Source organism: Roseomonas sp. TF40 (genome assembly GCF_057219975.1).
The window spans coordinates 360,881-374,347 of sequence record NZ_JBXVVR010000002.1 but is presented as its reverse complement, the minus strand read 5'-3'; the positions used below and the strand labels follow the sequence as shown (position 1 = coordinate 374,347).

15 protein-coding genes are annotated in these 13,467 nt (G+C 73.0%); 13 read left to right on the top strand and 2 right to left on the bottom strand.

Annotated features, from left to right (window positions below):
* Positions 1–105: 105 nt before the first annotated feature.
* The 6 genes from AC2D9U_RS07820 to AC2D9U_RS07795 all read left to right on the top strand — a co-directional run bounded on the left by AC2D9U_RS07820 (position 106) and on the right by AC2D9U_RS07795 (position 4,319).
* Positions 106–855: a calcium-binding protein gene (locus tag AC2D9U_RS07820; protein ID WP_484747899.1), complete on the top strand. Its 750-nt coding sequence runs from the start codon at positions 106–108 to the stop codon at positions 853–855.
* Positions 856–931: 76 nt separating this feature from the next.
* The gene (locus AC2D9U_RS07815) at positions 932–1,615 is read left to right on the top strand and encodes a calcium-binding protein (RefSeq protein WP_484747898.1); all 684 of its coding nucleotides are present in this window, start codon (positions 932–934) and stop codon (positions 1,613–1,615) included.
* Positions 1,616–1,932: 317 nt separating this feature from the next.
* Positions 1,933–2,274, top strand: a complete 342-nt coding sequence (locus AC2D9U_RS07810; RefSeq protein WP_484747897.1) for a hypothetical protein — start codon at positions 1,933–1,935, stop codon at positions 2,272–2,274.
* Between the two features lie 11 nt (positions 2,275–2,285).
* Positions 2,286–2,618, top strand: a complete 333-nt coding sequence (locus AC2D9U_RS07805) for a hypothetical protein (RefSeq protein WP_484747894.1) — start codon at positions 2,286–2,288, stop codon at positions 2,616–2,618.
* A 72-nt stretch (positions 2,619–2,690) separates the two neighbouring features.
* Positions 2,691–3,038: an AbrB/MazE/SpoVT family DNA-binding domain-containing protein gene (locus AC2D9U_RS07800; protein ID WP_484747891.1), complete on the top strand. Its 348-nt coding sequence runs from the start codon at positions 2,691–2,693 to the stop codon at positions 3,036–3,038.
* A 9-nt stretch (positions 3,039–3,047) separates the two neighbouring features.
* The gene (locus AC2D9U_RS07795; protein WP_484747889.1) at positions 3,048–4,319 is read left to right on the top strand and encodes an AmpG family muropeptide MFS transporter; all 1,272 of its coding nucleotides are present in this window, start codon (positions 3,048–3,050) and stop codon (positions 4,317–4,319) included.
* On the opposite strand, the gene AC2D9U_RS07790 is transcribed toward AC2D9U_RS07795, so the two are convergent.
* Both AC2D9U_RS07790 and AC2D9U_RS07785 read right to left on the bottom strand, forming a co-directional pair.
* A complete protein-coding gene (locus AC2D9U_RS07790) occupies positions 4,240–4,845 on the bottom strand; it encodes a histidine phosphatase family protein (RefSeq protein WP_484747886.1) in 606 nt (201 codons plus the stop codon). The two genes, AC2D9U_RS07795 and AC2D9U_RS07790, sit on opposite strands and share 80 nt — an antisense overlap.
* A gap of 10 nt (positions 4,846–4,855) precedes the next feature.
* Positions 4,856–5,494 (bottom strand): lytic transglycosylase domain-containing protein, encoded by a 639-nt coding sequence (locus AC2D9U_RS07785; RefSeq protein ID WP_484747884.1) that lies wholly within the window; start codon positions 5,492–5,494, stop codon positions 4,856–4,858.
* Positions 5,495–5,790: 296 nt separating this feature from the next.
* Between AC2D9U_RS07785 and hrcA the strand changes: the two genes are divergently transcribed.
* The 7 genes from hrcA (at position 5,791) to AC2D9U_RS07750 (ending at position 13,430) form a co-directional block, all read left to right on the top strand.
* A complete protein-coding gene (gene hrcA, locus AC2D9U_RS07780; protein ID WP_484748365.1) occupies positions 5,791–6,882 on the top strand; it encodes a heat-inducible transcriptional repressor HrcA in 1,092 nt (363 codons plus the stop codon).
* A 509-nt stretch (positions 6,883–7,391) separates the two neighbouring features.
* The gene (gene hemP / locus AC2D9U_RS07775) at positions 7,392–7,508 is read left to right on the top strand and encodes a hemin uptake protein HemP (RefSeq protein WP_484747882.1); all 117 of its coding nucleotides are present in this window, start codon (positions 7,392–7,394) and stop codon (positions 7,506–7,508) included.
* Positions 7,509–7,615: 107 nt separating this feature from the next.
* Positions 7,616–9,637: a TonB-dependent hemoglobin/transferrin/lactoferrin family receptor gene (locus tag AC2D9U_RS07770; RefSeq protein WP_484747879.1), complete on the top strand. Its 2,022-nt coding sequence runs from the start codon at positions 7,616–7,618 to the stop codon at positions 9,635–9,637.
* Entirely contained in the window at positions 9,637–10,443 is an 807-nt protein-coding gene (locus AC2D9U_RS07765; protein WP_484747877.1) for an energy transducer TonB, read from the top strand. Before AC2D9U_RS07770 ends, AC2D9U_RS07765 begins: the two co-directional genes overlap by 1 nt.
* Before the next feature lie 13 nt (positions 10,444–10,456).
* Positions 10,457–11,482, top strand: a complete 1,026-nt coding sequence (locus tag AC2D9U_RS07760) for a hemin-degrading factor (protein WP_484747875.1) — start codon at positions 10,457–10,459, stop codon at positions 11,480–11,482.
* Complete coding sequence (locus tag AC2D9U_RS07755) at positions 11,479–12,360, top strand: heme/hemin ABC transporter substrate-binding protein (protein WP_484747873.1); 882 nt, start codon at positions 11,479–11,481, stop codon at positions 12,358–12,360. The genes AC2D9U_RS07760 and AC2D9U_RS07755 overlap by 4 nt, the downstream gene beginning before the upstream one ends.
* A complete protein-coding gene (locus AC2D9U_RS07750) occupies positions 12,357–13,430 on the top strand; it encodes a FecCD family ABC transporter permease (protein WP_484747869.1) in 1,074 nt (357 codons plus the stop codon). Before AC2D9U_RS07755 ends, AC2D9U_RS07750 begins: the two co-directional genes overlap by 4 nt.
* Positions 13,431–13,467: the final 37 nt, after the last annotated feature.

Sequence of the window (13,467 nt, the reverse complement as noted above, 5' to 3'; positions counted from 1 at the left end):
CCCAGGCGATGCCTCTGGCCGGCATCGCCAGAATGATGGTCCCGCGCGGGGCGTGACACGCTAGGCTGCGGCATCGACATCGGCACATTGAGGAGGAAGGCTTCCATGAGCAGCAAGCAGAACGAGCCCAGCAGCATCGACCCCGCGGCGCTGGCGCGCGTCACCGGCGGCACCGGACGCTTCGTCCAGACCGGCGAGGGCGATGACACCATCGTCACCGGCGGCGGCAACGACACCGTCTTCGGCATGGGCGGCAATGACGTGATCCTCACCAAGGGCGGGGACGACCAGGTGCAGTCCGGCGATGGCGATGACGGCATCGCCAGCGGCAGCGGCAATGACAGCGTCTGGTCCGGCGCGGGGGACGACGTGGTCCTCGCCGGGCGCGGCAACGACCAGGTGCAGGCCGGCAGCGGCGACGACGCCGTGCATGGCGGGGCCGGCGACGACCTGATCTGGGGCCAGGAGGGCGACGACCTGCTGATCGGCGGCGATGGCAAGGACCAGCTGCAGGGCGGCGAGGGCGATGACATGCTCGATGGCGGCGTCGGCGATGGCGCGGCCGACCTCGCCTGGGGCGGGGCGGGCGACGACGCCTATATCTGGGCGCCGGGCGACGGCAACGACCAGTTCCAGGGCAATGAGGGCAATGACGATCTCTACCTCGAGAACCTGACGCCCGAGCAGGTCCAGGCCGGGCTCCGCCTGGATGGCGGCTACACCCTGACCTTCGATGCGGAAGGTGTCGGCACGGTGATGGGCCCGGACGGCAAGCCGGCGAGCTTCAGCGGCACGCTCACCATCGGGGGCGAGAAGCTGACCTTCTACGGCATCGAGAGCATCCGCCTGGTGTAGCCGGGCCGGGCCCGCGCTTCCGCCTGGCGGCAGCGCCGGCCCGCACCGATCGGCGGGCGAGGCAGAGGAGGAATCGATGGCAGGCACCACCCCTTCCGCCCTGCGCCCGCAGGATCTCGCCCAGGTCAGCGGCGGCAAGGTCATCCATGGCGGCTCGGGCAACGACACGCTCGTCTCCGGCGCGGGCAACGACGCCGTCATCGGCGGCTCTGGCGACGACGTGATCGTCACCCTCGATGGCAACGACACCGTCTATGGCGAGGGCGGCAACGACATGATCCTCACCGGCGCGGGAGATGATTCCGTCATCGCCGGCGCGGGCGCGGACCGCGTGGAGGCCGGGTCGGGCAACGACACGGTGAAGGGCGATCCCGGCGATGACACGCTCTCCGGCGAGGCCGGCAGCGACCTGCTGGAGGGCGGGGCGGGCGACGACCTGCTCGATGGCGGAAGGCGCGACGGCGCGGCGGATCTCGCCCGCGGCGGGGATGGCGCCGATGTCTTCCTCTGGGGCGCGGCCGACGGCAACGACACCTTCCATGGCGATGCCGGCGCGGACCAGCTCTGGCTCGAGGGGCTGACACCGGCGCAGCTCCTGGCCGGCCTCAGCCTGGAGGGCGGCCTCACCCTGCGTTTCGACGCCAGCGGGCAGGGCCAGGTGATCGGCCCCGATGGCCAGCCCATGGCCTTCAGCGGCACGCTCACCATCGGCGAGGCCACGCTGACCTTCACGGGCATCGAGGCCCTGCGCTTCGTCTGATGCCAAATCCCGTTGATCGTGAACGATCCTCGGGATTTGGCATGACTGCCGGCGGGCCGCATTCGCGGCCTCGCCCGCCCGAGGCGGGCGCGAGTCCGGGTCTCCGCGACTTGGCATGACCCCACCCACCCATCCAGGAGCCCCGCATGGCGCGCGCCATGCGGGGTTTTTTTCGTTTCCGCTGATCCCATCAGCGATCCCGCCCTGCCATCGGCCGCGCCTATGGCTGGCATCGTGACGTCCCGCCTGCCTGCGCCGTGCCGCGATCCGTAGCCTCGGGGCACGGAATAACAGGATGACGGAGGCGTTGGATGTGCATGACGAACCAGCAGACCAGGCACGGGCCGGCCACGGCGCCACCCGTCGAGCTCGCCTTCCCCGGCGCCGTCGATGACGGCTTCGTCTGGATGCCGGCGGATGGCGATGATCATTTCGAGGCCGATCCGGGCGAGGACACGCTCTACCTCCCCACCTTCGATGCCGCGCGGCTGCGCAGCGCCATCCTGCTGCGCGACCATCGCCTGGTGCTGCGCATCGGCAGCGACGGCTTCGTGCAGTTCCTCGACACCGAGGGCCTGCCCCGCGCGGCGGAGGGCATGGTGCGCGCCGGTGGCGCCTGCCTCACCTTCCGCGCCGTGCGCGCCATCCAGCTCGGCTGAGGGAGGCGATGATGAATTCCATCATGCTCCCCGTGCCGCCGCTCTCGCCCAGCGCCGCCCAGGCGCTGCGCCAGGTGGATGAATACCACCTCTGGCGCCCGGAGGAGGGCGAGGAGGCGCTGGTCGGCAAGCGCGGCTTCAATGCGCTGCTCCTGCCCGGCATGGACCGTGCCGAGCTGGAACTGGCGCTGCATTGCGACACGCCGCGCCATCTGCGCCGGCGGCCCGATGGGTTGCTGCTGCTGGTGGACAGTTCCGGCCGCCCGCGCCGCACCAGCGGGCGTCTGCGCCTGCCCTACGCCACGCTGCGCTTCTTCGGCATGGATGCGATCCGTCTGAGCTGAAGCGGGCCGGGGTTTGCGCCCCGGCCCGCATCCGCGCCAGACTGGGCGCCTGGTTTCAGCGATGGGGTTGCCGTGGGCGCAGAGAGGCTGCTGCTGGATGGTCGGGGCCGCGTGCTGCTGCCCCCGGCCCTGCGGGTCGCGGCCGGGCTGCGCCCCGCGCAGCCGCTTGCGATCGGGCTGGGTGAGGTGGAGTTGCTGGTGATGCCGGCACCGGGCGCGGGCGGCCGCGCGCCGACCCTGGACAGCAAGGGAAGGCTGACCCTGCCGGCCCCGCTGCGGGCCGATCTGGGCCTGCGCAAGGGTGCGACGCTGCTGGCGCAGCCGGTGGCGGAAGGGCTGGTGCTGGTCACGCCCGCCAGGCTGCTCGGCCGGCTGCGCGCCGCGCGGCTCGCCCTGCAGGCGCGCCTGGAAGAGGCCTGAGCGTCGCGCATGGTCCTGTTTCGCGATCGGCGTTTCCTGATCCTGCTGGCGCTGGGCTTCTCGGCCGGCATCCCGCTGCCGCTCACCGCCTTCACGCTGCGGCAATGGTTTTCCGAGTCCAACATCTCGTTGGCCGCGATCGGGCTGACGGCGCTGATCGGCCTCGCCTACGCCTTCAAATTCCTCTGGTCGCCGCTGCTGGACCATGCGCCGCCGCCCGCGCTGCGGAGCTTGGGGCGCCGGCGCGGCTGGCTCGCCTGCATCCAGATCCCGCTTGCCTGCGCGATCCTGGCGATGGGCTTCACGGATCCCGCCACGGCCGCGCACATCACGGTCGCGGTCGCCGTGCTGGTCGCCTTCCTCTCGGCCAGCCAGGACATCGTCGTCGATGCCTACCGCATCGAGGTGCTGGAGGAACAGCAGCAGGGCTATGGCCTGGCCTGCTACATCTGGGGCTATCGCGGCGCGCTGCTGGCGAGCAATGCGGGCGCCCTCGCCATGGCGGAATTCGCCGGCTGGAGCGCGGCCTTCGCGATGTGCGCGGGGCTGGTGGGCGTGGGCTTCCTCGCCGTGCTGGTCGCCCCTGAACCAGACGCGCCCCCGGCGCAGCGCCTGGGCTGGGGCGCGCGCCTGAAGCTCGCGGTGGTGGATCCCTTCGCCGACTTCATGCGCCGGCGCTACTGGCTCGCGATCCTCGCCTTCGTCGCGCTGTTCAAGCTGGGCGAGGCGCTGGCGGGAATCATGACCGCGCCCTTCTATCGCTCACTCGGCTTCACGCGGCTCGAGGTCGCGGCGGTGGGCAGCGTGTTCGGGCTGTTCGCGACGCTGTTCGGCGTGCTGGTCGGCGGTTTCGTGGTGGCGCGGCTCGGCACGGCGCGGGCGCTGATCGCAACCGGCCTGCTGCAGATGCTCTCGAACCTGATGTATGTGGCGCTCGCCCAGGCGGGACATTCGATGCCGACGCTCTGGGCGCAGGTGGGGGTGGAGAACTTCACCGATGGCCTGGCCGACGCCGCCTTCGTCACCTATCTCAGCGCGCTCACCAGCCGCAGCTTCACGGCGACGCAATATGCGCTGCTCTCCTCCCTCGCCGCGGTGCCGCTGCGCACGCTGGGGGCGAGCTCGGGCTATCTGGCGGAGGCGCTGGGCTGGTCCTGGTTCTTCGTGCTGACCACGGCGGCGGCGCTGCCGGCCATGGCGATCATGCTGTTCCTTCTGTCGCGCCTGCCGCCGCCTCGATCGGCTGCCAGCCCCCCACCGGAGTCCAGCCCGGCAGCGTGAAGACGAAGCGGTTGCCGCCCCCCTCGCCGGGCTGATCGGCGGCGCGGGAGATCGGCGCGCCGGTGAGGTGGCACAGCAGCAGCGCCCCCACCCCGCCATGCGCGATGAGGGCGATGTCGCCCTCGGGCGGCGCCGCGGCGATCACCCGCGCCACCGCCGCCACGATGCGCGCCTGCGCATCCACCGCACGCTCCCAGCCGCGGATGCTGGTCTCGGGATGGGCGAAGAAGGCGTCCGCGGTGCGCTCGAACTCGGCGCGCGGCAGGTAGCCCGTGGCGCTGCGGTCATTCTCGCCGAGGTCAGGATCGATCACCGGCGTCAGGCCCAGATGCGCGCCGAGGATGTCGGCCATGTCGCGCGCCTTGCGCTCGGCGCTGCTGAACACGGCGCCGATCCCCGCCACCCAGGGGGCGCCGAGCATCGCCCGGCTGCGCGCCAACCCGCGCGGGGAGAGCCGCCAGTCGGGCACCGGGATCGCCGGGTCGATCTCGACCTCCGGATGGGTGATGACATGCACGTGCCGCATCGCTTCCTCCCTATCCCCGCCGGCAGACCGTGCGCGGCCGCCCGTTCGGCGCCACCACCAGCCGCGCCGAGAGCCCCGGCGCGCAGAGCCCCGCGAGGCTCCGCGCCGAGCCCAGCGCCACGCCCCCCGCCACGCGCGAGACGGTGACGCGGGAGTGGTAGGCCAGCCCGCGCCCCGGTTCGCTGGAATGGTATTGCGCCACGGCCTCGGCCCAATTGCCGGTGCGCGCGCGCAAGTCGCGCAGGAAGCGCGCGGCATAGGCGACGTTGATGGGTGGGTCGAAGGCGGCCTCCAGGCTCGGGAAGGCCTCGGGGTGGTGGAACAGGTTCACCTGCATGCACCCCACATCGATCGAGCGGATGCCCTGGGCGCGCAGCGCCTCGACCTCCGCGATGGCCGCCGCACGGGTTTCGGGGAAGCGCCCCACCCCGGCGGCGTTCAGCGCATGGGGCCAGGGGGCGGACCCGCCGCCGGGCCGGGCGCGGCCGCTCTCCACCCGCGCGATGGCGAGCAGCAGCCCGGCGGGGATGCCCGAGCCGCGTTCGGCCGCGGCGATGGCGCGGCCGCAGGCGGTCCAGGGGTCGCTCTCCTGCGCCGCGAGCGCGCCAGGGACCAGCAGCAGCAGCAGGGCGAGGCGCAGCGGGGCCATGCCGGCCATGCGCCCTGCTGGCGGGGGGGCCGTCAAGCCCTGAGTCAGCCTCCCCGGATCACCTTCCCTGGGGGCGCGCCAGCCAGCTGGCCAGCAAGGTGGTCCACAGATCCGTCCCGCTCGGCTTCGATGCCATCATCGCCTCCTGCTGCGATCCATCGCAGCCGGAGCAAAGCAGCCAAGCGTAACCGCCGCGTGGCGCGACTGTGGCGAAACCTTGCAGCGGCGCGAAGGTTGACCTTCCTGCCACGCCCCCCCTAGCTTTCCCGCTGGTTTCACCTGGTCCGGGGAGCATGATGGGTCCGATCGCCAGACCACCGCGCCCGATCGGCGCCGCCAATCTCAGCCCCTTCGCCCTGCCGTCGGGGATCGACGACCGCAGCGCCGCCATCCTGCGCGAGTTGGTCGAGCTTTATGTCGAGACCGGCGAGCCGGTGGGCAGCCGCACCCTCTCCCGCCGCCTGCCGCATTCGCTCTCCCCGGCCACGATCCGCAACGTGATGGCGGATCTGGAGGATGCCGGGCTGCTCTTCGCGCCGCACACCTCCGCCGGGCGCCTGCCGACCGAGCGCGGCCTGCGGCTTTTCGTCGATGGCCTGCTGCAATTCGGCGCCCTGGGCGAGGAGGAGCAGGACGCCATCGCCGCGCGCTGCGCCGCCGGCGGGCGGAGCTTGCAGGAGACGCTCGGCGAGGCCGGGCAGATGCTCTCGGGCCTGGCCGGGGCGGCCGGGCTGGTGGTGGCACCCAAGAGCGAGGCGCCGGTGCGCCACATCGAATTCGTCGCCCTCGGCCCCGGGCGCGCGCTGGTGGTGCTGGTGACAGCCGATGGCCAGGTGGAGAACCGCGTCATCGAGGTGCCGCCCGGCCTGCCGCCTTCCTCCCTGACCCAGGCGAGCAACTACCTCAATGCGCGGCTTGCCGGCGTGACGCTGGAGGAGACGCGCCGGACGGTGGCGGCCGAGATCGCCTCCAACCGCACCGCACTCGATGCGCTGACGCAGCAGGTGGTGGCGGCGGGGCTCGGCACCTGGACGGGGGGCGTGGGCGGCGCGCTGATCCTGCGCGGGCAGGCGAAGCTGCTGCAGAACCTCGATCACCTGCAGCGGGTGCAGGAGATCCAGGCGCTGTTCGAGCGGCTCGAGGCGCAGGAGACGATGCTGCGCCTGCTCGACCTCGCGCAGCGGGGTGAGGGCGTGCAGATCTTCATCGGCGCGGAGAGCGGGCTGTTCGACACGGCCGGGCTGTCGATGGTGGTGGCACCCTTCCGCAACGGGCAGGAGAAGATCGTGGGCGCGATCGGGGTGATCGGGCCGACGCGGATCAATTATGGCCGGATCATCCCGGTGGTGGACTACACGGCCCGGGTGATCGGGCGGTTGCTGGGGTGATGAGGAGGGCGTTGCCCTCCTCATACTCCTCCCACCAGGAGGCTCAGCCTCCTGGACCTCGATTCAGTTTAACGCCGTCAGGCGGGGGGCACTTCGGCCCCCCGCCTGACGGCGTTGAAAACGAAATGGGTTCCAAGGGCTTGGAGCCGCCTACACCGAACGCGGCTATGACACGCACAACTTCGCCAGGGTTGGGGGGCAGGGCTCGAACATCTTCGCCCACAGGAAAGGGAACTAGAACCCAACCTGCTCTGGCAACTGAAGAACGCAAGGGCGGAGGCATCGGGGCCACGCCCGCCGTGAGCCTTGGGCGGGTTCGGGCCCCTCGAAAACTTCTTGCTCCCCCTTATTGCGAATGACTCTCAATCGCGATAAGTCTGCCTCCCGATACGCGAGGGCAAACGGTAATGGCCCCGCACCGCGATTTCAGGAGCCGCCCCATGTCACCATCAGGTACCGTCCCGAAGCCTCACCCCCCGCCACAGGTCGCCACCGCCAACGCCAGGGCCATGCCCGTGACCAGCGCTGAGCTGCTTCGCGGTGCGCGGGAGATCACCATCCTCCATGCGGGGGAGGCCTATCGCCTGCGCCTGACCGGCAATGACCGGCTGATCCTCACCAAATAGCCCTTCCACCCCCGCCACCAGCCCAGCCAGCCAGCATCGGGCTGGCCGCCATCGCGGCCACGCCCCCCTCGCGAGCCAGCCAAGCACCGACATGAATCGGAACGCCCATGGATTCGCGCCATCTTCCGCTGGCTTTGCTTGCCAGCCTCGCCGCCGTGCCTGCACAGAACCCGGCCAACGCCCAGCAACCCGCTACTCCCCAGGCCGAAGCCGCCGCCGTCACGCCGCTCGACGCCGTGACCACCACCGCGACGCGCGCCCGTGCCGTGGCCGGCGACACCGCCACCCCCGTCACCGTCGTGAACCGCGAGGAGATCGAGCGCCGCGACGCGCGCTCGGTCGTGGACCTGATCCGCGACATCCCCGGCGTCGAGGGCTCGGGCGTGCCGCGCAGCAGCGCGCTGCAGCCGGTGATCCGCGGCCTGGGTGAGGACCGGATCGTGCTGCGCCTCGATGGCGCAAGGAACAACTTCAACGCCGGCCATCGCGGGCGCACCTTCATCGATCCCGAATTGCTGCGCTCGGTCGAGGTGCTGCGCGGGCCGGGCAGCACGCTCTACGGCTCGGGCGCGCTGGGTGGCGTGGTGGCGCTGCGCACCATCACGGCCGACGACATCCTCCAGCCCGGGGCGCGCTTCGGCGGCGTGATCGGCGGCGGCTGGCAGAGCCAGGGCAGCGGCTGGCGCGGCAACATGGCCCTCGGCGCGCGCGAAGGCGAGTTCGACATCCTCGGCGCCGTCAGCGGCTTCACCAACGGCAACTTCACCGATGGGCGCGGCACCACCATCCCCTATAGCGGCGACGAGGCCGGCTCGCTCTTCGGCAAGATCGGCTGGAGCCCGGGATTCCATCGCTTCGAGCTCTCGGCGATGCGCTTCCAGGACAATCACCAGATCCCCATCGCCGCCAACACCGCCACCACCACCAGCCCCACCGACCGCGAGACGGTGCAGGAGACGCTGACCTTCCGCTGGAACTACGCGAACCCGGCACAGCCCTTGCTGGAACCGCAGGTCGTTGTCTATCGCAACCATGTCTCGATCGAGGAACAGCGCCTGACCGGCACGCGCGCGCGCGACCTGACCGAGCTGACAACCATCGGCATCGACGCGCAGAACACCGCGCGCTTCACCACCGGCCCGCTCGGCCACACGCTCGTCTTCGGCACGGAGCTTTACCAGGATGAGCAGGAGGGCTCCTCCAACGGCCTCGCCCGCGCGCAATTCCCCACCGCGCAGCAGCAGGTGCTGGGTCTCTTCGTGCAGGATGAGATCGCGCTCGGCGCCTTCACGCTGACGCCCGGGCTGCGCTTCGACAGCTTCGACCAGGAAAGCCCCGATGGGCGCAACGACGTGCAGACGGACCGCGTCTCGCCGCGCGTCTCGCTGGCCTGGCAAATGCTGCCCTGGCTGCAGCCCTACATCGCCTACACCGAGGGCTTCCGCGCGCCTTCGCTCACCGAGCTTTATGTCGGTGGGCAGCACTTCCCGGGCAATCGCTTCGTGCCCAACCCGAACCTCCGGCCCGAGGTCGCGCGCAACAAGGAGGTCGGCGTCAACCTCCGCTTCGCCGACGTGCTGCGCGGCGGCGACCGGCTGCGGCTGCGCGTCAGCGCCTTCCGCAACGACATCGACGACTTCATCGAGCAGACGGTGTTCCCCACCACCACTGTCAGCCGCAACATCGGAGCCGCGCGCATCGAGGGCGTGGAGGCCGAGGCGCAATACGATGCCGGCAGCTGGTGGCTCGGCCTGGGCCTGGCGGCACTCGAGGGCGACAACCGCGAGACCAACCAGCCGCTGGCCTCCATCCCCGCGCATCGCGCCAACCTCAATGCCGGCTACCGCTTCCTCGACCAGGGCGTGACGGTCGGCGGGCGGGTGACGGTGGCGGCCGAGCAGGACCGCGCGCCGAACATCCCTGGCGTGGCGCAGAGCACTTCGGGCTACGGGCTGCTCGATCTCTTCGCGAGCTGGACGCCGACCGCCGCGCCGAATCTGCGGATCGGCGTGGGCATCGACAACGTCTTCGACACCACCTATCGCCGCGCGAGCTGGAACAGCGATCCCGCGCCGGCCTTCTACGAGACGGGCCGCAATGTGCGCGGCAGCCTGCGCATCAGCTTCTGATGCGCCGCGCGGCGAACCTCGCGGCGCGGTGGGAGTGGCGCCCCTCGCTGGGGGCGTCGCTGGCGCTGCATGGCGCGCTGGCGGGGGCGGCGGTGCTGCCCTTCCTGGCGGCGCCCCCGCCCCCGCTGCGCGCCAGCGCGCCGGCCGGCGTCGCCGTGGTCTGGGCGAGCCTCGCCCCGGCCGTCTCGGAGGAGCGGGGCGAGGAAGCGGCGGCGGAGCCCGAGCCGCAGCCGCTCGCCGCGCCCGCCCCGGTCCTGGCCGAGCCCGAGCCGGCACCGCTGCCCGATCCGCCGGCATTGCCCGAGGCGGCGCCGGATCCTGCGCCTGCCGAGCCTCTCCCGGCGCCACCGCCCCAGGTCGCGCCCTCACCCCGGCCGCAGCCGCCCCCCGCGCCGCGCCGTGTTGCGGCGACCCGGACCGTTCGCGCCGGCCCGGGCGCCAGCGGGGGCGCCAGCGGGGGCGAGGGTGCGGCAGCCGGCCCATCGGCGGCGGCCCCCACGCCCGCGGCCGAGGTGCCGGCGGGGCCGATCCTGGTCACCGCGCCGCGCTACCGCAGCCCGCCCGCCCCGCCCGCCTACCCGCCCCGCGCCATCGAGCTCGGCCTGACCGGCACGGTGCTGGTCCGCGTCCGTGTCGGGCGGGACGGCAGCACCGAGGAGCTGCGCGTCTGGCGCAGCTCCGGCCATCCGCTGCTCGACGCCGCCGCGCTGGCCGCCGTGCGGCGCTGGGCCTTCGAACCGGCCGCCATCGCCGGCACCCGCGTCGAATCCTGGGTCGAAACCCCCGTCCATTTCCGCCTGAACTGAAGGAGCTTCCCCGATGAACGCCCTGCACGAACGCTACGACACACTCTGCGCCACCCAAGGCCGGCTGCGCGCCCGCGACGCCGCCGAGCGGCTCGGCGTGACCGAGGCGGCGCTGGTCGCCTGCGGCGCCACCGGCCCCGCCACGCCGCTGCGCCCCGACTGGGCCGGCCTGATCGGCGCCCTGCCGCGCGCCGGCCGCGTCATGGCGCTGACCCGCAACGACCACGCCGTGCATGAGCGCCATGGCCGCTATGAACAGGTCTCGGCCGGCCCCGGGCATATTCTCGTCCTCGGCCCGGACATCGACCTGCGGCTCTTCCCCGGCCGTTGGGCGCATGCCTATGCGCTGGGCGGGGAGCGCCCCTCGATCCAGGTCTTCGACCGTGACGGCATCGCCGCCCACAAGGTCTATGCGACCGGCGAGACCGACCGCGACGCCTGGGCGGCGATGCTGCGCGACCTTGCTTTGGACGCCGCGCCCGCCCCGCCCGAAGCCCCGCCATCGCCGACCAGCGAGGCCGAGCGCGATGTGGATGCCACCGCGCTGCGCCAGGCCTGGCTCGGCCTGCGCGACACGCATGATTTCTTCCCCATGCTGCGCCAGCACCGCGCGACGCGCCGCCAGGCCTTCCGCCTCGCGGGCGAGGACCTCGCCCTGCCGCTCGCCCCGCAGGCGGCGGCCGGGACGCTGGAACTCGCCGCGGCAGGGCAGGTGCCGATCATGGTCTTCGTGGGCAACCGCGCCGCGATCCAGATCCACACCGGCCCGGTGCGCCGCGTGCAGCCGATCCAGGGCTGGTGTAACGTGCTCGACCCCGACTTCAACCTGCATCTGCGCGAGGCCGGCGTGGCCGCCGCCTGGCGCGTCGTCAAGCCGACCGAGGATGGCGCGGTGACCTCCATCGAGTTGCTCGACGCGGTCGGGGAGGTGGTGGCGCTGCTCTTCGGCGCGCGCAAGCCGGGCCAGGCAGAGCGCCCGGATTGGCGCGCCCTGGTGGCCGATGTCACGGCGCGCCACGCCCTGGCAGGTGCCGCATGATCCCCCGCCGCTGGCTGCTGCCCGCCGCGATCGGCACGACGGTCGGGCTGGGTGCCTTCCGCGCGCGGAGCGACACGCTCCGTCGCCTCGTTGTCGCCGGCAGCGCGGTGACGGAGACGGTCTGCGCCCTGGGTGCGGGTGAGCGGATCGTCGCCGTTGACAGCACCAGCCGCTTCCCCGCCGCCCTCGCCGCCCTGCCGCGCATCGGCTATCTGCGCGCCCTGCCGCCGGAAGGGCTGCTCGGCCTCGGTGCCGACCTGCTGCTGCTCTCGGAGGAGGCCGGGCCGCCCCAGGCGCTGGCCGTGCTGCGCGCCGCCGGCGCGTCGATCCGCATGGTGCCCGAGCAACCGGGTGCGGCCGGTGTGGCGCGCAAGATCGGCGCGGTGGCCGCCGCCCTCGACCTCGACGGCAGCGCGCTTGCCGCCGCGGTCGCTGCCGATTGGCAGGCGCTCGATGCGCCCATCGCGGCGCTGCGCCCGGTGCGCGCCCTGTTCGTGCTGTCCTTCGCGCGCGGCGCGCCCCTGGTCTCGGGCGAAGGCACCCAGGCGGCGGCGATGCTCGAGGCCGCGGGGGCGGTGAATGTGATGCGCGGCTTCACCGGCTATCGCCCGCTCTCAGCCGAGGCGGCGGCCAGCCTCGCGCCCGAGGCGATCATCCTGATGGACCACGCCTTGGCCGAGGGCGGCGGGGTGGCGGCCGCGCTGCGCCTCCCCGCCCTGGCCGTCACGCCGGCCGCCGCTTCGGGCCGCGTGGTGGCGCTGGATGGCGCCTATATGCTCGGCTTCGGACCGCGCGCGGCGCATGCGCGGCGCGACCTGGCCGCCCTGCTGCACCCGGCGGCGGCGTTGCCCCGGCTGCCGCCGCGGGCCTGGACATGAGCGCGAGCCTCGCGCTGCGCGCCGGGCGGGACTGGCGGCCGGCCTTCCTGCCGCTGCTCGGGCTGGGGCTGGTGGCCGTGCTGCTCGCCGGTCTGCTGCTCGGCCCGGCGCGGGTGAGCCCGGCCGGGCTGGGGGCGAGCCTCGCCGCCTGGCTTGGTCTCGCGCCGCTGCCGCTGGAGCATGCGCGGGACGCGGCCATCCTGGGCGTGGTGCGCGCGCCGCGCGTGCTGCTGGCGGCGCTGGTCGGCGCCGGGCTCGGCGTGGCGGGGGCGGCGATGCAGGGGCTGTTCCGCAACCCGCTGGCCGATCCGGGGCTGATCGGCGTCTCGGCCGGCGCGGCGCTGGCGGCGGTGGGGGCGATCGTGCTGGGCGGCAGCCTGTTCGGCGCGGCGGCGGGACTGCTCGGCCTGTGGCTGTTGCCCTTGGCGGCCTTCGTGGGCGGGCTGGGGGCCAGCATGCTGATGGCGCGGCTGGGCACCGTGGGCGGCGTGGCCGCTGTCGCGACGCTGTTGCTGGCGGGGGTGGCGGTGAACGCCCTGGCCGGCGCGCTCACCGGCGTGTTGATCTTCCTCGCCGATGATCGGCAGGTGCGCGACATCACCTTCTGGACGCTGGGCAGCCTGGCCGGTGCGCGCTGGCCGCAGATCCCCGTGGTGGCGCTGCTCTGCGGCCTGCCGGCGCTGCTGCTCTGCCTGCTGGCGCGGCCGCTGAATGCGCTGCTGCTGGGCGAGACGGAGGCCTTCCACCTCGGCACGCGGATCGAGGCGGTGAAGCGCGTGGCGCTGGTGCTCGCGGCGATCGCGGTGGCGGCCGGGGTGGCCTTCACCGGGCTGATCGGCTTCGTCGGCCTCGTCGTGCCGCATCTGGTGCGCCTGGCCGTGGGGGCGGACCACCGACGTGTGCTGCCGGGCGCGGCCCTGCTGGGGGCGGCGCTGCTGGTGCTGGCGGATCTGCTGGCGCGCAGCCTCGCGGCGCCGGCCGAGTTGCCCGTCGGCGTCGTCACCGCGCTGCTCGGCGCGCCCTTCTTCTTGTGGCTGCTGCGCCGACGCGCCGCGGAGGCCGGGGCGTGATCGCGGCGCGGGATGTGACGCTGCGCACCGGGCGACG